This window comes from Nonomuraea sp. NPDC049158, from assembly GCF_040648335.1.
In the GTDB taxonomy this organism is placed as follows: Bacteria; Actinomycetota; Actinomycetes; order Streptosporangiales; family Streptosporangiaceae; genus Nonomuraea.
Map to the genome: position 1 here is coordinate 70,200 of NZ_JBEZDM010000031.1, position 22,894 is coordinate 93,093.

General features: G+C 68.4%; 20 protein-coding genes and 1 pseudogene. 14 read left to right on the forward strand and 7 right to left on the reverse strand.

Going from position 1 to position 22,894, the window contains the following annotated elements; all coding sequences use genetic code 11:
- Positions 1 to 160: 160 nt before the first annotated feature.
- From AB0B61_RS43675 to AB0B61_RS43700, 6 genes are all read left to right on the forward strand, one after another.
- Entirely contained in the window at positions 161 to 685 is a 525-nt protein-coding gene (locus AB0B61_RS43675; RefSeq protein WP_358445537.1) for a cellulose synthase, read from the forward strand.
- Positions 686 to 935: 250 nt separating this feature from the next.
- Positions 936 to 1,934 (forward strand): ABC transporter permease, encoded by a 999-nt coding sequence (locus AB0B61_RS43680; RefSeq protein ID WP_358445540.1) that lies wholly within the window; start codon positions 936 to 938, stop codon positions 1,932 to 1,934.
- Between the two features lie 57 nt (positions 1,935 to 1,991).
- Positions 1,992 to 3,755: an ABC transporter substrate-binding protein gene (locus tag AB0B61_RS43685; protein WP_358445543.1), complete on the forward strand. Its 1,764-nt coding sequence runs from the start codon at positions 1,992 to 1,994 to the stop codon at positions 3,753 to 3,755.
- 93 nt (positions 3,756 to 3,848) lie between these two features.
- Complete coding sequence (locus tag AB0B61_RS43690; protein ID WP_358445546.1) at positions 3,849 to 4,862, forward strand: ABC transporter permease; 1,014 nt, start codon at positions 3,849 to 3,851, stop codon at positions 4,860 to 4,862.
- The gene (locus AB0B61_RS43695; protein ID WP_358445549.1) at positions 4,859 to 5,893 is read left to right on the forward strand and encodes an ABC transporter ATP-binding protein; all 1,035 of its coding nucleotides are present in this window, start codon (positions 4,859 to 4,861) and stop codon (positions 5,891 to 5,893) included. The genes AB0B61_RS43690 and AB0B61_RS43695 overlap by 4 nt, the downstream gene beginning before the upstream one ends.
- Positions 5,890 to 6,915: a dipeptide ABC transporter ATP-binding protein gene (locus tag AB0B61_RS43700; protein ID WP_358445552.1), complete on the forward strand. Its 1,026-nt coding sequence runs from the start codon at positions 5,890 to 5,892 to the stop codon at positions 6,913 to 6,915. The genes AB0B61_RS43695 and AB0B61_RS43700 overlap by 4 nt, the downstream gene beginning before the upstream one ends.
- Positions 6,916 to 7,008: 93 nt before the next feature.
- Here the strand turns inward: AB0B61_RS43700 and AB0B61_RS43705 are convergent, their stop codons facing one another.
- The 3 genes from AB0B61_RS43705 to AB0B61_RS43715 form a co-directional block, all read right to left on the reverse strand.
- Positions 7,009 to 7,692 carry a response regulator transcription factor gene (locus AB0B61_RS43705; RefSeq protein WP_225291287.1) on the reverse strand — a complete coding sequence of 228 codons (684 nt, stop codon included), beginning with the start codon at positions 7,690 to 7,692 and terminating at the stop codon, positions 7,009 to 7,011.
- A complete protein-coding gene (locus tag AB0B61_RS43710; RefSeq protein WP_358445556.1) occupies positions 7,689 to 8,867 on the reverse strand; it encodes a sensor histidine kinase in 1,179 nt (392 codons plus the stop codon). Before AB0B61_RS43710 ends, AB0B61_RS43705 begins: the two co-directional genes overlap by 4 nt.
- A gap of 141 nt (positions 8,868 to 9,008) precedes the next feature.
- Positions 9,009 to 9,869, reverse strand: a complete 861-nt coding sequence (locus AB0B61_RS43715; protein WP_358445559.1) for a RecB family exonuclease — start codon at positions 9,867 to 9,869, stop codon at positions 9,009 to 9,011.
- Positions 9,870 to 9,984: 115 nt separating this feature from the next.
- Between AB0B61_RS43715 and AB0B61_RS43720 the strand changes: the two genes are divergently transcribed.
- Positions 9,985 to 11,121: a site-2 protease family protein gene (locus AB0B61_RS43720; RefSeq protein ID WP_358445562.1), complete on the forward strand. Its 1,137-nt coding sequence runs from the start codon at positions 9,985 to 9,987 to the stop codon at positions 11,119 to 11,121.
- Positions 11,122 to 11,450: 329 nt separating this feature from the next.
- Positions 11,451 to 12,932 carry an FHA domain-containing protein gene (locus AB0B61_RS43725; RefSeq protein ID WP_358445565.1) on the forward strand — a complete coding sequence of 494 codons (1,482 nt, stop codon included), beginning with the start codon at positions 11,451 to 11,453 and terminating at the stop codon, positions 12,930 to 12,932.
- A 93-nt stretch (positions 12,933 to 13,025) separates the two neighbouring features.
- Here the strand turns inward: AB0B61_RS43725 and AB0B61_RS43730 are convergent, their stop codons facing one another.
- Complete coding sequence (locus AB0B61_RS43730; RefSeq protein ID WP_358445568.1) at positions 13,026 to 13,535, reverse strand: gluconokinase; 510 nt, start codon at positions 13,533 to 13,535, stop codon at positions 13,026 to 13,028.
- A 23-nt stretch (positions 13,536 to 13,558) separates the two neighbouring features.
- On the opposite strand from AB0B61_RS43730, the pseudogene AB0B61_RS43735 reads away from it, so the two are divergent.
- Both AB0B61_RS43735 and AB0B61_RS43740 read left to right on the forward strand, forming a co-directional pair.
- Positions 13,559 to 13,801, forward strand: a pseudogene (locus tag AB0B61_RS43735) (hypothetical protein); the annotation flags it as partial.
- 74 nt (positions 13,802 to 13,875) lie between these two features.
- Entirely contained in the window at positions 13,876 to 14,082 is a 207-nt protein-coding gene (locus AB0B61_RS43740) for a hypothetical protein (protein ID WP_358445665.1), read from the forward strand.
- 644 nt (positions 14,083 to 14,726) lie between these two features.
- Here AB0B61_RS43740 and AB0B61_RS43745 read toward each other — a convergent pair.
- Together AB0B61_RS43745 and AB0B61_RS43750 are read right to left on the reverse strand one after the other, a co-directional pair.
- On the reverse strand, positions 14,727 to 15,224 hold the full coding sequence (locus tag AB0B61_RS43745) for a hypothetical protein (RefSeq protein ID WP_358445571.1): 498 nt from the start codon (positions 15,222 to 15,224) through the stop codon (positions 14,727 to 14,729).
- Between the two features lie 130 nt (positions 15,225 to 15,354).
- Positions 15,355 to 16,446, reverse strand: coding sequence for a GNAT family N-acetyltransferase (locus tag AB0B61_RS43750; RefSeq protein ID WP_358445574.1), 1,092 nt, complete (start codon positions 16,444 to 16,446; stop codon positions 15,355 to 15,357).
- A gap of 55 nt (positions 16,447 to 16,501) precedes the next feature.
- On the opposite strand from AB0B61_RS43750, the gene AB0B61_RS43755 reads away from it, so the two are divergent.
- From AB0B61_RS43755 to dop, 4 genes are all read left to right on the forward strand, one after another.
- The gene (locus AB0B61_RS43755; protein ID WP_225291278.1) at positions 16,502 to 17,353 is read left to right on the forward strand and encodes a tRNA (adenine-N1)-methyltransferase; all 852 of its coding nucleotides are present in this window, start codon (positions 16,502 to 16,504) and stop codon (positions 17,351 to 17,353) included.
- Positions 17,354 to 17,547: 194 nt separating this feature from the next.
- Positions 17,548 to 19,320 carry a proteasome ATPase gene (gene arc, locus AB0B61_RS43760; RefSeq protein ID WP_358445576.1) on the forward strand — a complete coding sequence of 591 codons (1,773 nt, stop codon included), beginning with the start codon at positions 17,548 to 17,550 and terminating at the stop codon, positions 19,318 to 19,320.
- A gap of 137 nt (positions 19,321 to 19,457) precedes the next feature.
- Positions 19,458 to 20,582, forward strand: a complete 1,125-nt coding sequence (locus AB0B61_RS43765) for an acyltransferase (protein WP_358445579.1) — start codon at positions 19,458 to 19,460, stop codon at positions 20,580 to 20,582.
- Positions 20,583 to 20,668: 86 nt separating this feature from the next.
- Positions 20,669 to 22,183, forward strand: coding sequence for a depupylase/deamidase Dop (gene dop / locus AB0B61_RS43770; protein ID WP_263654939.1), 1,515 nt, complete (start codon positions 20,669 to 20,671; stop codon positions 22,181 to 22,183).
- 244 nt (positions 22,184 to 22,427) lie between these two features.
- Here the strand turns inward: dop and AB0B61_RS43775 are convergent, their stop codons facing one another.
- On the reverse strand, positions 22,428 to 22,835 hold the full coding sequence (locus AB0B61_RS43775) for a hypothetical protein (protein ID WP_358445582.1): 408 nt from the start codon (positions 22,833 to 22,835) through the stop codon (positions 22,428 to 22,430).
- Positions 22,836 to 22,894: the final 59 nt, after the last annotated feature.

The window sequence follows — 22,894 nt, forward strand, 5'->3', positions numbered from 1 at the left end:
CTTGCCGTACAAAAAAGTAAAGCTTTCAGCCCGGCGGAAGGCCGACCCCCAGCCGCGCAGGGGCCGATCCCCTAAGGGAGGGCCGGTACTTGGGGAGGAGGGGTGGCGGGAGGAAGCGTGCCAGGATGGGAGCGAAGCCACATAACAGAGGGGCGGCGGAATGACTTTCGAGCAGATCCTTTGGTTGCCGCTGTGCGCCGGTGTGACCGTCGCCGGGTTGGTGCTCAGTTTCCTGGCGTTCCGGCGCAGAGGCGCGGCGGCCGGCATGAGGATGGCCGCGTGGGCGCTGCTCCCGCTGGCCGCCTACCTGACCGGCGCGTTGCAGTCCTTGTGGACCGTCGGCGCCACCATCGTGAGTTTCGTGACGAGCCTGATCTTCAATCCGACCGTCTGGGCGGGTGTCGCCGTGACCGGGCTGTCCGTGGTGCTGTTCGTGGCCTCAGGGTTCATGCGCGGCCGGAAGCTGAAGCTGGCGCGGGACGGTAAGCCGGGCAAGGCCGCGGAGGCCCCGGCCGCGCCGCAGCAACGCGCGGTCGGCCAAAGGACAGGGCAGACGGCCGGGCAGACGGCAGGGCAGGCGACGGGCCAGCCCGCAGGAAAGCCCGCCGCGGCGGCGGCGAAGAAGAACAACGACGACGACTTCTCCGACATCGAGGATATTCTCAAGCGCAGGGGCATCAGCTGATCCGAGGTGTGTCACAGTTCTGAGACGCAACCGGGACGGGGCGTAGACAATCTCCCCAAGATCGATACGAATGAGTTTCGCGTCAATCACAGTTGAGCCACATCACGCCCTGAGGGACTGGTCACACCAGCTCAGGCCATAGATTCTGCCTCCTGAGGACGCGACTAGCGACTTCACCAGCGCGGCGCATAACCTGACCGGGACCGCGCCCACACGGACGACGTCGTCTGGCATCCAGGGGGCTATTGGCATGACCGCACCGCTCGATGTTCCGGGCTCGGCTATCGAAGCCGGACCGGAAACCGTTCTGGAGGGCGCGGACTCCTCAGTCATCCGAGGGCGTTCCCTTGGCCAGATCGCATGGATGCGGCTGAAGCGCGACAAGATCGCGATGATCGGCGGAATCGTCATCGTCGTGCTGATCCTCGTCGCGATCTTCGCGCCGCTGCTGGTGTCGTGGCTCGGCCACCCGCCGGCGGAATGGCACCGGGAGAAGATCGACCCGGCCATCCAGGCGCCGCTCGGCACCTTCGGCGGCATGAGCTGGGACTTCCTGTTCGGGGTCGAGCCCACCACGGGCCGCGACCTGTTCAGCCGGATCCTCTACGGCGCGCGCATCTCGCTGCTCATCGCGTTCTTCGCGACGCTGCTCTGCGTCCTGCTCGGCACCGTGTTCGGCATGATCGCCGGTTTCTTCGGCGGCTGGATCGACACGGTCATCAGCCGGCTCATGGACATCTTCCTCGCCTTCCCGCTGCTGGTGTTCGCGCTGGCGCTCGGCGGGGTGATCCCCGACAAGGCGTTCGGGATGTCCGGTGACACGCTGCGGATCAGCCTGCTCGTGTTCATCATCGGGTTTTTCAACTGGCCCTATATCGGGCGTATTATCCGAGGTCAGACGCTATCCCTGCGTGAGCGGGAGTTCGTCGACGCCTCCAGGAGCCTGGGCGCGCGCAACCACATCATCCTGTTCAAGGAGATCCTGCCGAACCTGCTGGCCCCGATCCTGGTCTACTCGACGCTGCTGATCCCGTCGAACATCCTGTTCGAGGCCGCGCTGTCCTTCCTTGGCGTGGGCGTGCGGCCGCCGACCCCGACGTGGGGAGGCATGCTGGCCGAGGCGGTCCACAACTACGACGTGGCGCCCAACTTCATGCTCTTCCCCGGTCTCGCGATCTTCGTCACCGTGCTGGCGTTCAACCTGCTCGGCGACGGCCTGAGGGACGCCTTCGATCCCAAGGCTCGATGACCTCGTGAGTTATTCCGCAAATTTTGGACTCCTAGTTACAAGGGGTGTGTCAGGTCGATGAAGATAAGATCCATGGCGTCGGCGGTCGCGATCACCGCTGCTCTCGCCCTGGCCGTCTCCGCGTGTGGCGGCGGCGGCTCAGCCAAGAAGACCGGTGGTGCCACCGCTGAGGCACCCTCCAGCCAGTACAACGCCGGAGTGACGCAGATCGTCAACCCGTCCGACAAGACGGGCGGCACGCTCCACATGGGCATGCCGGGCGACTTCGACTCGGTTGACCCCGGCGACCAGTACTACGGCTACGCCTGGAACTTCTCCCGCCTTTACACTCGCGCGCTGACCATGTTCAAGCCGGTGCCGGGCGAAGAGGGCCTCCAGCTCGTCGGTGACCTGGCCGAGGACCTCGGCAAGGCCAGCGACGGTGGCAAGACCTGGACGTACAAGCTGCGCAAGGGCATCAAGTTCGAGGACGGCACCCCGATCACGTCCAAGGACGTGAAGTACGCCGTGGCCCGCTCGCTGGACAAGGAGATCCTGCCCAGCGGCCCGACCTACTTCAACGACTGGCTCGACAACGGCGACTACACCGGCCCGTACAAGATGAAGGACAAGCTCGACTCCTGGAAGGGCATCGACACGCCCGATGACCAGACGGTCGTCTTCCATCTGAAGAAGGCCTACGGCGGCTTCGACTACTTCGCCATGCTCCCGTCGACGGCCCCGGTGCCGGCGGCCAAGGACACGGGCACCAAGTACAAGGAGCACCCGGTCGCGACCGGCCCGTACATGTTCAAGGCCCACGAGCTCGGCAAGCGCATCGAGCTGGTCAAGAACCCGAACTGGGACGCGGCGACCGACCCCAACCGCAAGCAGCTCAACGACTCGATCGAGGTGCTGCTCGGCCAGAACGAGGACGACCTCGACCAGCGCCTGCTCTCGGGCAAGATCGACGTCAAGATCAACAGCACCGGCGTGGGGGCCAACGCCCGCAAGACCCTCCTGACGGACGACAAGGTCAAGCAGTACGCCGACTCCGCGCCGCTCGACCGCACCTGGTTCACCAACCTCAACGCGGACGTGCCGCCGCTGGACAACGTCCACTGCCGCAAGGCGGTGCTGTACGCCGCTGACCGCTCCGCGATCCAGGGCGCCTACGGCGGTCCCGACGCCGGTGGCGAGGTCGCGCTCAGCCTCATGCCGTCGAAGATGACCGGTTATGAGAAGAACGACCTGTACGGCGTCGAGGCCAACCCCGGCGGCGACGTGAACAAGGCGAAGGAAGAGCTGAAGGCCTGCGGCCAGCCCAACGGCTTCAGCACCACCATCTCCTTCCGCGTCGAGCGCGCGGCGGAGAAGCAGACCGCCGAATCGCTGCAGCAGTCGCTCGGCCGCGTGGGCATCAAGCTGGAGGTCAAGGGCTTCCCGCAGGGTGACTACTTCAAGCTGTACGCCGGCAAGCCCGACTTCGCCAAGAAGAACGGCCTGGGCCTCATGGTCTACGGCTGGGGCGCCGACTACCCCGAGGGCTTCGGCTTCTTCCAGCAGATCGTCGACAGCCGCGTCATCCGCGCCGCCGGTAACACCAACCTCGGCGTGAAGGACCCGGAGATCGACAAGCTGATCGACCAGGCCGCGGGAGAGCAGGACGCCACCAAGCGCAACTCGATCTGGGCCTCGGTCGACAAGAAGGTCATGGACGACGCGTTCATCCTGCCCTACGTCTGGGCGCACGGCCTGTTCTACCGGCCGCCGACGCTGAAGAACGCCTTCGTCAGCCAGAACTTCGGGATGTACGAGTTCCTGACGCTGAGCACCCAGTAACCCGGTCCGGGAAAACCTCCGGAACGTTCGTCGAAAGCAGGTGAAGGCTTCGGTGGCCGGGCCCACAAGGCCCGGCCGCCATGGCCGAGATCAGTGGCCACATACATCATCAGACGGTTGATAGCGGCCGTCATGCTGCTCTTCGTGGTGAGCATCGCGACGTTCGCCATCTTCTTTCTCGTCCCGCGACTCGCCGGGATGTCCGCTGACGACCTCGCTTCCCGCTACGTGGGCAAGGCCGCCAACGACCAGATGATCCACGAGGCCGCCGTCAGGCTGGGCTTCAACGACCCGCTGGTCGTGCAGTACGGGCGGTTCGTGAAGGGCATCTTCGTCGGTGTCGACCGCAACTACGGTCCCGGCGTCGAGCACTGCCCCGCCCCGTGTCTCGGCTACTCCTACGTCACCCAGAACCCGGTGCTGCCCGACCTGCTCGACCGGCTGCCGATCACACTGTCGCTGGCGCTCGGCGCCGCCGTGGTGTGGGTGGTGTTCGGCGTCTCGACGGGCGTGCTGTCGGCGCTGCGGCGCGGCAGCTTCTTCGACCGCCTCTCGATGGGTGTGGCCCTGGCGGGCGTGTCGCTGCCCATCTTCTTCACCGGCATCGTGTCGCTGGCCATCTTCCGCGACCAGCTCGGCCTGGTCGGTGACGTCGCCGACTGGGTGCCGTTCTCGGAAGACCCGCTCACCTGGGCGAACAACCTCATCCTGCCATGGGTGACGCTGGCCTTCCTGTACGCCGCCGGTTACGCCCGGCTCACCAGAGCGGGCATGCTGGAGACCATGTCGGAGGACTACATCCGAACGGCGCGGGCCAAGGGCCTGCCCGAACGCATGGTGGTGGTCAAACACGGCCTGCGTGCCACGCTCACGCCCGTGATGACCATGTTCGGCCTCGACCTGGGCCTGCTGCTCGGCGGCGCGGTGCTGACCGAGAGCACGTTCTCGCTGCCCGGCATCGGCAAGTACGCGGTCGACGCCATCAACAACAACGACCTGCCCCAGGTGATGGGCGTCACGCTGACCGCGGCGGTCTTCATCATCCTGGCCAACCTGATCGTCGACCTGCTCTACGCGGTGGTTGACCCGAGAGTGAGGCTGACGTGAGCGAGAGCCCCTTTCTCGACGTCAAGGACCTGAAGATCCACTTCTCGACCGACGACGGCATCGTCAAGTCCGTCGACGGGCTGTCCTTCAGCCTCGAACGCGGCAAGACCCTGGGCATCGTCGGCGAGTCCGGATCGGGCAAGTCGGTCACCAGCCTCGGCATCCTCGGCCTGCACCGCGGCAAGAGCGCCAACGTCTCCGGCGAGATCTGGCTCGATGGCGAAGACCTCGTCACCGCCTCGCAGGAGCACGTACGCCGGCTGCGTGGCCGCAAGATGGCGATGATCTTCCAGGACCCGCTGTCGTCGATGCATCCCTTCTACTCGGTGGGCGACCAGATCATCGAGGCGTACCGCATCCACCACAAGGTCTCCAAGAGCGTGGCCCGCAAGCACGCCATCGACATGCTGGGCCGGGTCGGCATCCCCGAGCCCAAGCGCCGGGTCGACTCCTACCCGCACGAGTTCTCCGGCGGCATGCGCCAGCGCGCCATGATCGCGATGGCGCTCTCGTGCGACCCCGAGCTGCTCATCGCCGACGAGCCGACCACCGCGCTCGACGTGACCGTGCAGGCGCAGATCCTCGACCTGATGCGTGACCTGCAGCGTGAGTTCAACTCCGCGCTGATCATCATCACCCACGACCTGGGCGTGGTGGCCGAGCTGTCCAACGACATCCTGGTCATGTACGCGGGCAAGTGCATCGAGTACGGCTCGGCCGAGGACATCTTCTACCGGCCCGAGCACCCCTACACCTGGGGCCTGCTGGGCTCGATGCCCCGGCTCGACCGGGAGCCCACCGAGCGGCTCCTGCCCGTCAAGGGCACCCCGCCGTCGCTGATCAACGTGCCGTCGGGCTGCGCCTTCCACCCCCGCTGCCCCTACTCCGACCAGACCGACGGCCGGTCCAAGTCCGAGGTGCCGGACCTGGTCAAGACCGACCCCGGTCACCTGGTGCGCTGCCACCTGAGCAGGACTCAGCGGCGGACGCTGTGGGAGAACGAAGTCAAGCCAGTGCTGGAGACGCAGTGACCACCTCGAACGAGCCGCTTCTTTCCGTCCAGGACCTGGAGAAGCACTTCCCGGTGACCAAGGGCCTGCTCAAGCGGCAGGTCGGGGCCGTCAAGGCGGTCGACGGGATCAGCTTCGACGTGTTCAAGGGTGAGACGCTCGGCCTGGTGGGGGAGTCGGGCTGCGGCAAGTCCACCACCGGTCGGCTGGTGACCAGGCTGCTGGAGCCGACCGGCGGCAAGGTCGTCTTCGAGGGCCGCGACATCACCCACATGAGTCAGGGCAAGCTGCGGCCGCTCCGCCGCGACATGCAGATGATCTTCCAGGACCCCTTCTCGTCGCTCAACCCGCGCCACACGGTCGGCACCATCGTCGGCGCCCCGTTCCGCATCCAGGGCGTGCAGACCGAGAATGGGATCAAGAAGGCCGTCCAGGACATCCTCCAGCTGGTCGGCCTCAACCCCGAGCACTACAACCGCTACCCCCACGAGTTCTCGGGCGGCCAGCGCCAGCGCATCGGCATCGCCCGCACGCTCGCGCTGAAGCCCAAGCTGATCATCGCCGACGAGCCGGTCTCGGCGCTGGACGTCTCGATCCAGGCCCAGGTGGTCAACCTCCTGGAAGACCTGCAGAACGAGCTAAACCTCACCTACGTGGTCATCGCCCACGACCTGTCGGTGGTCCGCCACATCAGCGACCGGGTCGCGGTGATGTACCTCGGCAAGATCGTGGAGATCGCCGACCGCAAGCGCCTGTACGCGAGCCCCATGCACCCCTACACCAACGCGCTGCTGTCAGCGGTTCCGATCCCGGATCCCAAGGCCCGCGCGGACGGCGACCGCATCAGGCTGACGGGCGACGTCCCCAGCCCGCTCAACCCGCCGCCGGCCTGCCGCTTCCACACCAGGTGCTGGAAGGCCCAGGACATCTGCAAGACGGTGGAGCCGCCGCTGGAGGAGCTGGCCAGCGGCCACCGCGTGGCCTGCCACTTCCCGGAGAACGCCCCCGCCCCGGCGCCGGAGACGGCCGCCACGACCTCCTGACGCCGGTCGGCGGATGGGAGCCCCACCGCCGACCGGTTTCCTTTGGACCAGCCGATGCCGCCGCCACCAGATCGGCGGCCGTCACAGTGAAGATCAGGAAGCGGCACCCGGCGTGGCGAGGCCGGTCTCATAGGCGAGGACGACCGCCTGCACGCGGTCGCGCAGGCCCAGCTTGGTGAGCACGTTGCCGACGTGCGTCTTTACCGTCGTCTCGCTGACCACCAGCTTGCGCGCGATCTCCGCGTTGGACATCCCCTTGGCGATCAGCCGCAGCACCTCCAGCTCCCGCTCGGTCAGCCGGTCGAGCCGCGCCGGGGTCGCCTGCTCGTACGCCGACGGCAGCCGCTTCGAGAAGCGGTCCAGCAGCCGGCGGGTCACGCTCGGCGCCACGATCGCGTCGCCCGCCGCCACCACCCGGATCGCCTGCACCAGCTCGTCCGGCGGCACGTCCTTCAGCAGGAACCCGGAGGCGCCCGCCCGCAGCGCCTCCACGATGTACTCGTCCAGGTCGAACGTCGTCAGCACCAGCACCTTCGGCACGTGCGCCGTCGGCGCCGCCTCCCGCACGATCCTGCGCGTCGCCTCGATGCCGTCGACCCCGGGCATCCGGATGTCCATCAGCACCACGTCGGGCAGCAGCGCCCGCGTCTGCTCCTGCGCGTCCTTGCCGTCACCTGCCTGCCCCACCACCGTGATGTCGGGCTCGGCCTCGAGTATCAGGCGGAAACCGGTGCGCAGCAGCGGCTGGTCGTCCACCAGCAGCACCCTGATCGTCATGGTGAGTCCTTCAACGGGAACCTCGCGCGCACCTCGAAACCGCCCCCCGGTCGCGGACCGATGCTGAGGATTCCACCATAGAGGGCAACTCGCTCGCGAATGCCCACCAAACCATGCCCTGGCGGCCCGGAGACGCTCGCCGCCCCCCGCCCGTCGTCCTCCACCCGCACGTCCAGCTCACGCGGACCATGGCGTACGGTCACCACCGCCTTGGCGCCCGCGCCCGCATGCCGCAAGCTGTTGGTCAGACCTTCCTGAATCAGCCGGTAAGCGGCCAGATCGACCCCCGCGGGGATCGGCCCGGCCTCGCCCTCGATCGACAGCCGCGTGGCCAGCCCCGCCTCCCGCATCTGCTCCACCAGCGCCGGCAGGTCGTCCATCCCCGGCTGCGGCCCCAGCTCGGCCCGGGCATCGGTACGCAGCACACCCACGATGTTGCGCATCTCGCTCATCGCCATCCGGCCCGTGTGCTCGATGGCCGACAGCGCCTCACGCGCCAGGTCGGGATCGGCGGCCAGCACCCGGCGCGCGGCCGCCGCCTGCACCGTCATCACGCTCACGTGATGGGCCACGACGTCGTGCAGCTCGCGGGCTATCCTCGAGCGCTCCTCGGCCCGCGCGGCCCGCGTGTCGGCCGCGTAGGCGCGCTCCAGCCGGGCCGCGCGGTCCTTCAGCTCCTCCAGGTAGGCGCGGCGCAGCCGCAGGCTCCGCCCGGCCCCCCAGACCGCGAGAAGCACGATGAACGCCACCAGGTGCTCGCTCCAGTTGCCGCCGCTGACCGGGCTCAGCGCCCCGGCGAACGCGTAGGCCAGGAACGACAGCAACAGCGCGCACAGCGCCACGGCCAGCCCCCGCAGGGACGCCACCGAATAGAGCAGCACCAGCACCGGCGCCGCCGCCACACCGGAGCCGTAGCCCAGCCCGGTCAGCAGCGTCTCGGGCAGCAGCCCCGCGCACAGCGTCGCCAGCGGCCAGCGCCTGCGCACCGCGACCGGCGCGCACGCCAGCACCACCAGCACGGCGCCGAACGAGTCGGCGCTCCGCATCTCGTCGGCCGCCTGCCCGCCGCCCGGCTCCAGCAACGCCGCATCGGAGGACACGAAGAGCCAGACCGAGACCGCGGCCAGCGCCACGGCGAACAGGGTGTCGTGGAACCTGGCCCGATCGATGCGCACCGCTTCACTGTAGGTCCAGGTGAAAGCCCGGAACCTCCTCCCAAGGGAGGAGAGCCGGGCTCCTACGGCCGGCCAAGGCCCGACGGTCACTCCGGCCCGCGCCGCCTGTGGCCGCCCGCAGGTTGCTCCGGGCCGTGTGGCCTACAGCTCGTCCGTGGCCGCCCGGCGGTTGCTCCGGACCGTGTCGCCCGGCTGCCGGTCGGGCACCGGCGGCGGGGTGCCGCCGAATTCCGGGCAGATCGCCTGGTGGTCGCACCAGTCGCACAGGCGGCTGCGCCGCGCCCGCCACTCGCCCGTCTCCAGCGACCGTTCGATCGCCGTCCACAGCGCCCGCACCTTGCGCTCGGTGGCCAGCAGATCGGCCTCGTCCGGCGCGTAGCGCAGCACCTCGCCGCCGCCACCCAGGTAGACGAGCTGCAGCAGCCTGGGCACCTGGCCACGCAGCCGCCACAGCACCAGCGCGTAGAACTTCATCTGGAACAGCGCCTTGGCCTCGAAGTCGGGACCCGGCGCGCTGCCGGTCTTGTAGTCGACGACCCGCACCTCGCCGGTCGGCGCCACGTCGAGCCGGTCGACGTAGCCGCGCAGCATGAGGCCGCCGTCGAGGACCGCCTCCACATAGAGCTCCCGCTCGGCGGGCTCCAGCCGCGTCGGATCCTCCAGCGTGAAATAGCGCTCCAGCATCGCCCGCGCCTGCGCCAGCCAGGTCGCCTGCTCGTCGTCGTCGGCGAACATCTCGGCGTAGTGCGGATCGTCGGACAGCAGCCGCTCCCACTGCGGCTCCAGCAGCTCCAGCGCCGCCTCCACCGAACGGCGCGGCGCGGGCAGGTCGTACAGGCGCTCCAGGACCGCGTGGATCACCGTGCCGCGCACCGCGGCGGCCGAGGGCTTCTCCGGCAACTGGTCGATCACGCGGAAGCGATAGAGCAACGGACAGGTCATGAAGTCGCCCGCCCGGGAGGGGGAGAGGGCTCCGATGATCACCGGTTCGGTCAACGTCATGCACCGCACTCTAGGTCAAGAGCCCGACAGAATAGGGCCCGTGAAGCCGGGAGCACCTCCTCCGGCGCGTAGCATCAAGGCAGCGGACAGCAGGTAATGAACGGCAAGGAGCGCGGTGAGCGAGCAGAGCCCGCAGCAGGAATTTTCCGGTCTTCGGATGGGAAAGCCGTTCGGCATCCCGGTCTATGTGTCGTGGACGTGGTTCATCGTCGCGGCCTTCATCACCTGGATGTTCGGTGATCGGGTGCGGGCCATGCTGCCCGAGCTCGACGCCACGGCCGCCTACGCCGTCGCCTTCGTCTTCGCCGTCCTCCTCTATGTCTCGGTCCTGCTGCACGAGCTGGCCCACAGCGTGCTGGCCAAGTCCTACGGCCTGCCGGTCCGCCGGATCACCCTCTACCTGCTCGGCGGCGTGTCGGAGATCGAGAAGGAGCCGCCGACACCCGGCAAGGAATTCATGGTCGCCGCCGCCGGCCCGGCGCTGTCGCTCGGCCTGGCCGGGATCGGCCTGGGCGCCGACGTCTTCCTGATCAACGGCGGCGGCATCCCCGAAGTGCTGATCTGGCAGCTCTGGGTGGCCAACCTCATCGTCGGCGTGTTCAACCTGCTGCCCGGGCTGCCGCTCGACGGCGGCCGGATGCTGCGCGCCGGCGTCTGGAAGCTGACCAGCAACGCCGGCTCCGGCACCATCGCGGCCGCCTGGGGCGGCAGGGTGCTGGCCGTGCTGCTGGTGGTCTCGCCGATCGCCATGTCGCTGATGAGCGGGCAGGAAGTAGACCCCCGCGACCTGCTGTGGCCGCTGGTGCTGGCCTCCTTCATCTGGCTCGGCGCCACCCAGTCGCTGCGCGTGGCCCGCATCCGCGCCAGGATCCCGCAGGTCAACGCCCGTACCCTGGCCCGCAGGGCGATCCCCGTCATCGCCGAGACCCCGCTGTCGGAGGCGCTGCGCCAGGCCGCCGAGAAGCGGGCCGGCGCCCTCGTCGTCGTCGACCACGAGGGCCGGCCCGTCGCGATCGTGCACGAGGCGTCCGTACAGGCCACTCCCGAACACCGCCGCCCCTGGGTGAACGCCGGCTCCATGGCCAAGTCGCTGGAGCCGTCCATGGTGCTGGCCGCCGACCTGACCGGGGAGGCGCTCATCGACGCCATGCGCGAGGCCCCGGCCGGCGAATACCTGCTTGTGGAGCGCGGCGGCGAGATCTACGGCGTGCTCGCCACGGCCGACGTCAACCGCGTCTTCAGCGGCGTCTGATATGTCCCACTCGTATATGCGGCAGCCCCCGGCTAGTGTCGTGTCCAGTGATCAGGTGATTCCGGATCGCACCCGGCGGTTCGAGGATGAGACGCCTGGCCGATAGTGTTCTGTTCGGCCAGGTTTATTGCGGTCCACCGGTCCACCGGTTCACCAAATCGAGACGGGGCGGCCGCGACGCCGCCTCGCCGTATGGGTATGCGTATGGCTGGTGGCCGGCACGGCAGTGCGGGTGCCGTGAAAACGCCGGCTTCCGGGGAGGAGAGTTGAGTGACCGAGCGCAGCGAGGGCACCGATGAGCGCAGCGCGGTCGTCATGAAGGAGGAGTCATGACGGGCCAGGGCTTCGGGGCGGTACGTCCGCTTCCCGGAGATGGGCTGGTCGCCTATCTGGGCGGGCTGTTGCTGGTGTGCGACGCGGCCGAGGCCGCGGCCGATGAACTGCTCAAGGCACTACGCGAGACGGCCGCCGCCGGGGGCGACGGCAGAGCGCTGGCCAGGCGCGCAGCCCAGGTGCTCGCGGCCAACATGACCGGCGACCCCGCCACCTGCGCGGTCGCGGGACCGGTCGACAGCGGCGTGGCCGTCCTGGTCAGCGGCTCGGCGTCGGCCACGGTCACCACCGACTCCGGCGAGACCCGGCTGGCCGGCAGCGACTCGCTGACCTGGGCCGACCGGCTCATCAACGGGCCGGTCCACCGCGTCTCGCTGAGCCTGCCCGGCGGGGGCGAGCCGCATCCCGCGGTCAGCTTCGACGGCGGCGTGGTGCACGGCGGCGGGCTCGTGGGCGACTTCGGTGACGTCGCCGAACGGCCCGCGGCCCAGTCCAGGCCACTGACCAGCGAGCTGCCCAACACCGCCCTGCACTTCGAGCCCGACCTGATCGTGCCGCCTCCGGTGCAGATGGCCCCCTATCCGCTCTCGGGCAACGACCAGCCCGCCACCCCCTCGGGCCCCAGCCCCTCGGCCGCCGGCCCCTCGGGACCGCAGCCGTTCTCGGGCCCCCAGCCCGTCTCAGGGCCTCAGCCGCAGCCGCCCGCGCTGGAGCAGCCGCCGTTCCTGTCGGCGGTCCCGGACCCGCCACCCCCGGCCGAGCAGCCGAGCGGGTTCCCCACCTACGACGAGCCCGCACCCGTGCACTCCGGCAACGGCACGATGCCCGAGCAGTACGAGCAGCCTTCCTCCCCCTACGACCAGCCGCGCGAGCAGTACGACCAGCCACGCGAACATTTCGACCAGCCCGCCTCCCCTTATGACCAGCCGCGCGAGCACTTCGAACAGCCCCGCGAGTTGTTCGAGCAGCCGCCGCCTCCGCCCGCCCAGGAGGAGCACGGCGACCGGCAGCTCGTCTACGGCGTCGACTGCAAGAACGACCACTTCAACGACCCACGCGTGCCCTACTGCGCGGTCTGCGGCATCGCGCTCGTCCAGCGCACCCTCGTACCGTACAAGGGGCCGCGGCCCCCGCTGGGCGTCCTCATCCTCGACGACGGCACCGCGCTGCCGCTGGAGAGCGACTACCTGCTGGGACGCGACCCCGAGCGCGCGCCGGAGGTGGCGGGCGGCACGGCCAGGCCCGCCAAGGTGACCAGCCCCGACGGGTCGGTGTCACGCAGGCACCTGCGGGTGGCGCTCGACGGCTGGGACGTCAACCTGGTCGACCTGGGGTCGGTCAACGGCACCCAGATCCAGCCGCCCGGCGACCCCAACTTCTACGACATCCCGCCCAACGAGCCCGTCACCATCGTCCCGGGCACCACCGTCCGCGTCGGCGTCTCCCGCACGATGCGCTTCGAAGCCCACCGGGGATGAGCCGTTCGTCCTGAATCTTCCCGCCCTTGTTGAACGCCCGTGCTCCTGTTGGGGGTACGGGCGTTCTGCTGTGCGTTCGGGTGAAGTACGCGTTCACGAGGTCGTACGGGCGAGATAGGCGTTCACGAGGTCGTCCACTGGCAGGGACAGGTCGAGTGCGACGCCGCGTTCGTCGGGGCCGAGGGGTTCGAGGGCCGCGAACTGCGAGGCCACCAGCGACTCGGGCATGAAGTGCCCGGACCGGTGCGCCACCCGCTTCCTGATCATGCCGACGTCGCCGTCCAGGTGCAGGAAACTCACCTCGGGCGCGGCCTCCCGCAGCAGGTCGCGGTAGCGACGCTTCAGCGCGGAGCACGCCACTACGGCCCCGGTGCCGGCGTGCTCGGCGAGCCAGCCGCCCACCGCGCGCAGCCACGGCAGCCGGTCGGCGTCGTCGAGCGGCATTCCGGCGGTCATCTTGGCGACGTTCGCGGGGCTGTGGAAGTCGTCGGCGTCAGCGAAGGGCACCCCGAGGCGTTCGGCGAGCGCGGTGCCGACGGTGGACTTGCCGCATCCCGTCACCCCCATCACGACGATGAGCTGCGGGCGGGGTGAGTCGTCCATGCGGGGCAACCTCTCGGGTTCGGATGCGCGTCAGACTAGACAGCTTGCGTCATATCAATCAAACTGAGAAGTCGAATAAATCATACTTTTGGCAGCATGCGAGGCATGAGGCGGGTGAGGAAGGGCGGCACGGACGAGAGCTGCACGGCGTGCTCGACGAGCTGGGCGGTCTCGTGGTGGCGGGTGACTACGCCGCCGGTCAGGTGCTCAGGATCGAGCGGCTAGAGGCCAGGTTCGGGGTGTCCTGTACGGTCGTGCGCGAGGCCGTACGAGTCCTGGAGCCGACGGGCCTGGTCAGCAGCCGCCGGCGCGTCGGCATCACGGTGTCGCCCCGGACTTCATGGAACCTGTTCGACCCTCGCGTCATCCGCTGGCGGCTCGCCAGCGGCGAACGCGCACGATCCGCCGGCACACGGAGGTGGCCCAGGCGGTCCAGGCCGCGCCACACCATGCCGTCGTTCCATCCGGAGGCGCCGCGGAGGCGCAACGCGCGATGCGCGACATCGTCGACGAGGCGACCAGCGCCATGCTCGGGCAAGACGCCTGACGCGCAGCGATCGCGGAGTCGGCGGGGGACTGGGCGTCCCAGCAGAGGACGGCTGACGCACGCCGGCCGTGGAGCGACTGCTGACGCATGCCGGTGGCGGAGCGAGCGCTGACGCATGCCGGCCGTGGAGCGACCGCTGAAACGCGTCGGTCGTAGAGCGATTGCTGGCGCGCCGGTAGTGGGGCGGCGCCGCTGATGCGTGATCACGCACTCGCTGCCCCATTGGTGCGGGCACACTCGTCGTTCTCTAGGGCAGCAAGATGCGAAATATACCGACGATTACTGCGATGCCCGACGGCGTGCAGCGGCTGTACGAACTAGGCGGTCCGCGAAGCCGTTCCCGCGCCAGGCGGGCTAGCTATTCGCCAGGCCACGGGCTGGCGAAGGTCCCACGGGGCGTCGGTCGCAGGGGTGCCCCTGAGCAGCGGGGTCGCGAGAGCCGCGACCCCGCCACGGGTGTCCGGATGGACGCATCCACCCATTCTGTGGAAATCCCGTAATTTCCAAGTTTGGGCATAGGAAAGCGGCGAAGAATCTCCCGGAACCGCTGCCCGGAAACGGCCGTCGTACCCCATCGGATCCACCCGTAGGTCGTCCGTATTCTCGCGATCCGGCCCGTACCGAACCCGGCCCGGCGGCGCCCGTCACGCGCAGGGGAACGCCTGCACGCCGCGTAACAGCCGGATGGCCGCCTCCAGCCCGCTGGCGGCCTCCAGGGCCCGGCCCGCGGCGGTGGCGAAGCGGCTCAGCAGGTGCTCCTCCGGCTCCCCGAACCGGCGTCCCGCCACCCACAGGAACACGTGGTCCCTCGTGGCGAGCGGCACCGGCATGGCCAGGAAACCGGGCTCGCCCATCGACGCGTCCGGCACGATCAGCAGCCGGACGGATCGCGTGGCGAGCGTCTTGAGCACCCCGGACTCCTCCAGCCACGGGCGTACCCGCAGCGGATCGACCGGGGGCGCGTGCACATTGACGGACTGAGCGACCTCCCGTAGCGCGTCCACCTGTACGAATCCCGCGTAGGCCGTTCCGGTGACCGCCGCGGCGGTCCCGCTCAGCCTGTCGATCAGTCCCGCGGGGTCCAGGCAGGAGAACGAGGCGATGAGTTCGCGCATGGCGACGTCGACACGGTTGTAAGTCATCGCTGTATCCCTCAGGGGAGGGGAAGTGAGATCGCGCAGCGTGATCACGCGTATCTCAGGGGCGGTGACCCCGAGTCTCGCCGTGGCCGTGGCACTTGACCACCCCCAAACCGGAAACCGGGATTTCCGGTCAGCTGGGGCGCAGGCGCAGCCACCCCACCTCGTCCACCCGGCTCCCGTCCTCCGTGGGGTACAGCTCCCGCAGGAGCGACTCCCGGACGAACCCGGACCGCTCCAACACCCGGTGCGAGGCCGTGTTGCCCACGGCGGTGCCGGCCACGATCCGGTGCAGCGGGGTGCAGGTGAACGCCCAGTCCACCAGCAGGCGTACGGCCCGCGTCATGAACCCCCTGCCCCGGAACTCCGGCCGCAGCGAATATCCGATCATGCCTTGCCCGAATATCGGCAGCACCTGCACCAGTTGCAGGTGCCCCGCGAACTCCCCGGACACCGCGTCCCTGATCGCCAGCTCGATCCGCTGCCCCGACACCCACCAGTAGCCGGTGTAGCGGCAGCGCCGCTCGTTGTCCTCCAGCGTGGTGGGCGGCCCGAACCCGTAGGCGGCCACGCTCGGCTCCCGCATCATCCGGTGGTAGTCGAGGGCGTCGGCCACCTCCAGCGGCGCCAGCCGTACCACTCCGTCACTCAGCTCACCGCCGTCGAAGAACGGCAGGTACGGATCGGCCGCCACACCGGAGTCGCGCCGGAGCCTGGCCAGCGTGATGACGTCGGTGCGGCGCCCGTCACGCTGCACCCTGGCGTCACGCCTGCGCCCCTCCTCCTGGAAACCGGCCTTGTAGGCGACCCGCAGGCTGGCGATGTTCTCCACGACGGCGTGCAGCTCCACCCGCTCGACGCCATGGTCGAACAGCCACTCGGTCACCGCCCGCGCCGCCTTGGTCACCACGCCCTTGCCGCGCGCCCACGGCGCGGCCAGGTAGCCGATCTGCGCCACCCCCCACGGATCGGGCGGCTGGACGCCGATGGCGCCGACGTAACGGCCGTTCTCGGTGATGGTGAACTCCGCGCCGCCCTCCGTCCACTTCCGCTCCGCCGCCCGCAGGTAGTCACGCGCGTCCCGCAACGTGTACGGCGACGGCAGCACGTGCAGGAAACGCGCCGTCACCGGATCGTCACAGGCGCGCGCGATCGCCTCTGCGTCGGAGTCGGAGGGGGAACGCAACACCAGGGAACCGGTAGAGATCACTTCGCGCGGGAACATCCCCCATAGATATCGCGCGTCAAGGCGTGCTCGAAAGCCCTATAACCTTGCCGACATGGGTTTCCGCAGGCATGGGCCGTTCCAGGCGGGGGATCAGGTGCAGCTCACCGACCCCAAGAACAAGCGCCACACGATCACGCTCAAAGAGGACGGCGTCTTCCACACGCACAAGGGCGCCATCCCCCACAGCGACCTGATCGGGCAGCCCGAAGGCTCCGTGGTGCGCTCCTCCGGCGGCACCCAATACCTCGCCTTCCGCCACCTGCTGCAGGACTACACTCTGGCCATGCCGCGCGGCGCCGCCGTGATCTACCCCAAGGACGCCGCGCAGATCGTCGGCATGGCCGACGTCTTCCCCGGCGCCCGGGTGATCGAGGCCGGGGTCGGCTCCGGCGCGCTGACCTGCTTCCTGCTGCGCGCCGTGGGCCCCGAGGGCCACGTCACCTCCTACGAGCGGCGCGAGGAGTTCGCCGACGTCGCCCGCAAGAACGTGGAGAAGTTCTACGGCGGCCCCATGGACGACACCTGGCGGCTCGTCGTCGGCGACCTGGTCGCCTCGATCGACGAGGTGGACGTCGACCGCGTCATCCTCGACATGCTCGCTCCCTGGGAGTGCGTCGACGCCGCCGCCAAGGCCCTCACACCGGGCGGCGTCATCTGCTGCTACGTGGCCACGACGACCCAGATGTCCAAGACCGTCGAGGCTATTCGCGATCACGGGAGTTTCACCGAGCCCCATGCGTGGGAGACCCTGGTTCGCGACTGGCATGTCGAAGGGCTCGCGGTGAGACCGGATCATCGGATGATCGGTCACACCGGGTTCCTCGTCAGCGCCCGTCGCATGGCGGACGGTGTGGCACCGCCACCACGCCGCCGACGACCGAAGGGGACCACTGAGGAACTATGACAATTTGGCCACGAGGGTGCGTTGGTGCGTGACACGGGAACAGATCGCCGTGTTCCTATGCTGCCAGTATTAAACGCACCATTAGGGATTATTCGCCGAACACTGAATGTCACACGACGAACACTGCCCGGCCAGGTTACGGAGGGGCCCGAGATAGGTAAGGTCCTTAGTAGTCGCCCTCGACTGGGAAGGAGGTGACGGGCGTGGCAGCTCGCGATGATGCTGAGGCTCGAGCCGCGCAGCGCGAACGGGAGGTCGCTGATCTTTCAACACAGGTCTCCTTCCTCCAAGAGGAGATCACCGCGCTGAGGCGGAAGCTGGCCGAGTCACCCCGTCAGGCCAGAGTCCTTGAAGAGCGTCTCCACGAGGCGCAGGCGAACCTCGCGGCCGTCACCGGCCAGAACGAGCGCCTGGTCGCCACACTCAAGGAGGCCAGGGACCAGATCGTTGCCCTCAAGGAAGAAGTCGACCGGCTGGCACAGCCGCCATCCGGATTCGGCACCTTCCTGGAGGCCAGAGAAGACGGCACGATCGAGGTGTTCACCGGCGGCCGCAAGCTGCGGGTGAACGTCAGCCCCGCCGTCGACGTCGACTCGCTGCGGCGTGGCCAGGAGGTCATGCTGAACGAGGCGCTCAACGTGGTCGAAGCCCTCGGCTACGAAGAGGTCGGCGAGATCGTGATGCTCAAAGAGCTCCTCGACCAGGGGCAGCGCGCACTGGTCATCTCGCACGCGGACGAGGAGCGCGTCGTGCGTCTCGCCGAGTCACTGGTCGGGCAGCCGATCAGGGCGGGCGACTCGCTGCTGCTCGAACCCCGCTCGGGCTACGTCTACGAGCGGATTCCCAAGTCCGAAGTCGAAGAGCTCGTGCTCGAAGAGGTCCCCGACATCTCCTACGAGGAGATCGGTGGCCTGATGAGGCAGATCGAGCAGATCAGGGACGCCATCGAGCTGCCCTACCTGCACGCCGACCTGTTCCGCGAGCACAAGCTGCGCCCGCCCAAGGGCGTTCTGCTCTACGGCCCGCCCGGCTGCGGCAAGACGCTCATCGCCAAGGCCGTCGCCAACTCCCTGGCCAAGCAGGTCGCGGAGCGCACCGGCCAGGAAGGCAAGAGCTTCTTCCTCAACATCAAGGGCCCTGAGCTGCTCAACAAGTACGTCGGCGAGACCGAGCGGCACATCCGCCTGGTCTTCCAGCGGGCTCGTGAGAAGGCCTCAGAGGGCACCCCGGTGATCGTGTTCTTCGACGAGATGGACTCGATCTTCCGCACCCGAGGCTCCGGCGTCTCCTCGGACGTCGAGAACACCATCGTTCCCCAGCTCCTGTCGGAGATCGACGGTGTCGAGGGCCTGGAAAACGTCATCGTCATCGGCGCCTCCAACCGCGAGGACATGATCGACCCGGCGATCCTGCGGCCCGGCCGCCTGGACGTCAAGATCAAGATCGAGCGGCCCGACGCCGAAGCGGCGAAGGACATCTTCTCCAAGTACCTCATCTCCGAGCTGCCGCTGCATCCCGACGACCTCGCGGAGCACAGCGGTTCTCGCGAAGGCACCATCCACGGCATGATCCAGAGCGTCGTGGAGCGCATGTACACCGAGAGCGAAGAGAACCGCTTCCTCGAGGTGACCTACGCCAACGGCGACAAGGAAGTCCTCTACTTCAAGGACTTCAACTCCGGCGCGATGATCCAGAACATCGTCGACCGGGGCAAGAAGATGGCCATCAAGCAGTTCCTCGAGAGCGGCCAGAAGGGCCTGCGGGTGCAGCACCTGCTCACGGCCTGCGTGGACGAGTTCTCCGAGAACGAGGACCTGCCCAACACCACCAACCCGGACGACTGGGCCCGCATCTCCGGCAAGAAGGGCGAGCGGATCGTCTACATCCGCACGCTCGTGTCGGGCAAGCAGGGCGCGGAGGCGGGTCGCTCCATCGACACCGTCGCCAACACCGGCCAATACCTGTAACCGGCTGCTGAGAAGGGCCGCGCGGAGATCCGCGCGGCCCCTTCTCATGTCCCCTCGTCTCCAGATGATGGCCGAGCGAGCCGTGTGAAAATTGGGACCAACGGAACCAAAGTGATCGTTGTGCCGTCCAACAGGGCGTGCAACCACCCAACCGGCCGAGGAGCTCTCGCGGAGAAGGCCGGCTGGCCGAACTCGATCTGCTCAGGTTCGTCGCCGCCCTGGCGGTGCTGGCCTTCCACTACCTGATCGCGTTCGCCTCCGTCTGGGGAGACCGGCCCGCCGAGCTCTTCCCCGCCGTCGCCCCGTTCGCCGGGCTCGGCATCCTGGGCGTGGAGTTATTCTTCGTCATCAGCGGCTTCGTCATCCTCATGAGCGCGTGGGGGAGGGGGCTCGGAGCGTTCGCCCGGAGCAGATTCGTCCGGCTCTACCCGGCTTACTGGCTCAGCCTCGCCGCCGTCGCCGCTCTCTACGGCCTCACCGGCGCCAAGGCGCTCGACCCCAAGCTTTCGCCGGGCGAGTATCTGGTGAACGCCAGTATGTTCCAGCGGCTGTTCAAGGTCGTGGACGCCAGCGGCGTCTACTGGTCGCTCTGGGCCGAACTGCGCTTCTATCTCCTCATGGCCATCCTCGTGATCATCGGTGTCACCTACGGCCGCGTCCTGATCTTCGCCGGTGTCTGGCTGGCCGCCGCGCTCGGCGCCGAACTGCTCGGCAACGAGGTGCTCAACGAGATCGTCATGCCCCGCTACGCCCCCTACTTCGCCGCCGGCATGGCCCTCTATCTCATCCACAAGCATCGCGACGCCGTGCTGCCCTGGCTCTTCGTCGCCTGCGGCTACGTCCTGGCGGTGTACTCCGCGCTCGAACGCGTCCACGGCCGGATCAAGGTCGCCGGATTCAAGAGCATGCCCGTCAGCGACCTCAGCGTGATCATCACCATCACGGTCATCTTCGCCGCGATGTCGTTCGTCGCCCTCGGCGTGTTCCGGCTGCGACCGTCCAGAACGCTCACTGCGCTCGGCGCGACGACCTACCCGCTCTACCTCTTCCACTCGGTCGTCGCCGTGGCTCTCATCCCCATCCTGGCCGCCAGAATGGCCCCCTGGGCCGCCGCACTCACCACCACGCTCGCGGCCGTGCTCGTGTCCTACCTTGTCTACTCCCTTGCCGAACGCCCCATCCAGCGTCTGCTTAAGCCCCGGGCGCGTCCACAAACCCCCCCAGTTCCCGCCGTAAAGGTGGAAAAGACTGCGGTGCCATAACTCTGTGACCCTGGGGCACTGTGAAGGGCATAGGCTCGGGCATATAAACGGCGGATAGGCAGATCCGGACGAACAGAGGGTGTTGCATGACGGTGCGTCGGGTGATGGGCATCGAGACCGAGTACGGCATCTCCGTACCAGGTCAGCCAGGCGCCAACGCGATGGTCACGTCCTCGCAGGTGGTGAACGCCTACCTGGCGGCCTCCGCCGCCAGAGCGCGCAGGGCGAGGTGGGACTTCGAAGAGGAGAACCCGCTGCGCGACGCTCGCGGCTTCGACCTGGCCAGAGAGGTCGCCGACCCCAGCCAGCTCACCGACGAGGACCTCGGCCTCGCCAACGTCATTCTCACCAATGGCGCCAGGCTCTACGTCGACCACGCCCACCCCGAATACTCCACCCCCGAGTGCACGAACCCGCGCGCCGCCGTCATCTGGGACAAGGCTGGCGAACGCGTCATGTACGACGCCGCCCAGCGGGCCTCCGCGATCCCGTCCAACGCGCCCATCCAGCTCTACAAGAACAACACCGACGCCAAGGGCGCCAGCTACGGCTGCCACGAGAACTACCTCATGCGGCGCGCCACCCCCTTCGCCGACATCGTCCGCCACCTCACCCCGTTCTTCGTCTCCCGCCAGGTCGTCGTGGGCGCGGGCAAGGTCGGCATCGGACAGGACTCGCGCGGCGAAGGCTTCCAGATCAGCCAGCGGGCCGACTTCTTCGAGGTCGAGGTGGGCCTGGAGACCACGCTCAAGCGGCCGATCATCAACACCAGGGACGAGCCGCACGCCGACCCGGAGAAGTACCGGCGGCTGCACGTGATCATCGGCGACGCCAACATGTCGGAAATTTCGACATACCTGAAGTTGGGCTCCACGGCCCTCGTCCTCGCCATGATCGAGGACGGCTTCCTCAGCCGCGACCTCGCCGTCGAGAACCCCGTGCAAGCCCTGCGCGCGGTCTCCCACGACCCCACCTGCCGCTACGAGATCCCGCTGCGCGACGGCCGCAAGCTCACCGCCATCCAGCTGCAGATGGAATATCTCGAGCAGGCCCGCAAGTACGTCGAGGAACGCGGCACCGCCCAGGAGGAGATGAACAAGGACATCCTCGACCGCTGGGAATCCGTCCTCACCCGCCTGGCCGAAGACCCCATGCAGCTCTCCCGCGAACTCGACTGGGTCGCCAAACTCGAACTCCTCGAGGGCTACCGCACCCGCGACTCGCTCACCTGGTCCCACCCCCGGCTGCAGCTCGTCGACCTGCAATACTCCGACATCCGCCCCGACCGCGGCCTCTACAACCGCCTCGTCGCCCGCGGACGCATGCAGCGCCTGGTCACCGAGGACGACGTCCAGCGCGCCGTCGAGAACCCGCCCACCGACACCCGCGCCTACTTCCGCGGCCGCTGCCTGCGCCAATACAGCGAGTCCGTCGCGGCCGCCTCGTGGGACTCGGTCATCTTCGACATCCCGGGCCGCGAATCCCTCCAGCGCGTGCCGACCCTCGAACCGCTGCGCGGCACCAAGGCCCACGTGGGCGAACTCTTCGACCGCTGCCGCACCGCCGCCGACCTGGTCGCCGCCCTCACCGGCGGAGACTAGCCGTCGTATGCCCCCAACGGGGGGCTGAGTCCGTACGCCTCAATCGGGGGCTGACTTCGCAGGCGTCCATCGCGGGGCTGACTTCGTACAGGCCGATTCTTTACGGCAAAGCACGGGAAGGCGCCAACGCGCGCACGTGGCCGGGCCCCGTCCAGGGGAACGCTTCTCCGGCGATACGTGGCCGGGCGCCGTCACGTCGCGCTCCCGGCCATGGGCGTTCCCTCCCGCACTCGGAGGCGTCCCGTCAGAGCAGGCCGATGCCCAGCGTCAGCGTGCCCACCGCCAATGCCGCGCCGCCCACCACCGTCAGCCCGATGAGCTTGCTCGGCTTGGTGTCACTGGGACGGACCACCGACAGGAAGAAGCCGAGCGGCATGAGGATCGGGGCGGCGACGATGAGGATGCGGACCAGGCTCTTCAGGCCGTCCGAAAGGTCCGCCTGATCCACGTAGAGCATCGCCACGAGGCTGAACAGCACCAGCACGCCGGCGTGAGCGTGACCCGCCCGCCAGAGGCTGCGGCGCACCGGGTTGTCGTTGTAGCCGGGCACGTTCCGCATGAGGAACGTCAGGAGCGAGACGCCGCCGCCGAACGCCACCGCCGGGACTGTGATGAGGAGCACACCTGCCGTGCTCAGAGACGTGGGGGACATCGGAACCTCCTGTGGGGCAGGGGGCTCATTATTGGATAGGGGGACTATCTAGTCAAGTC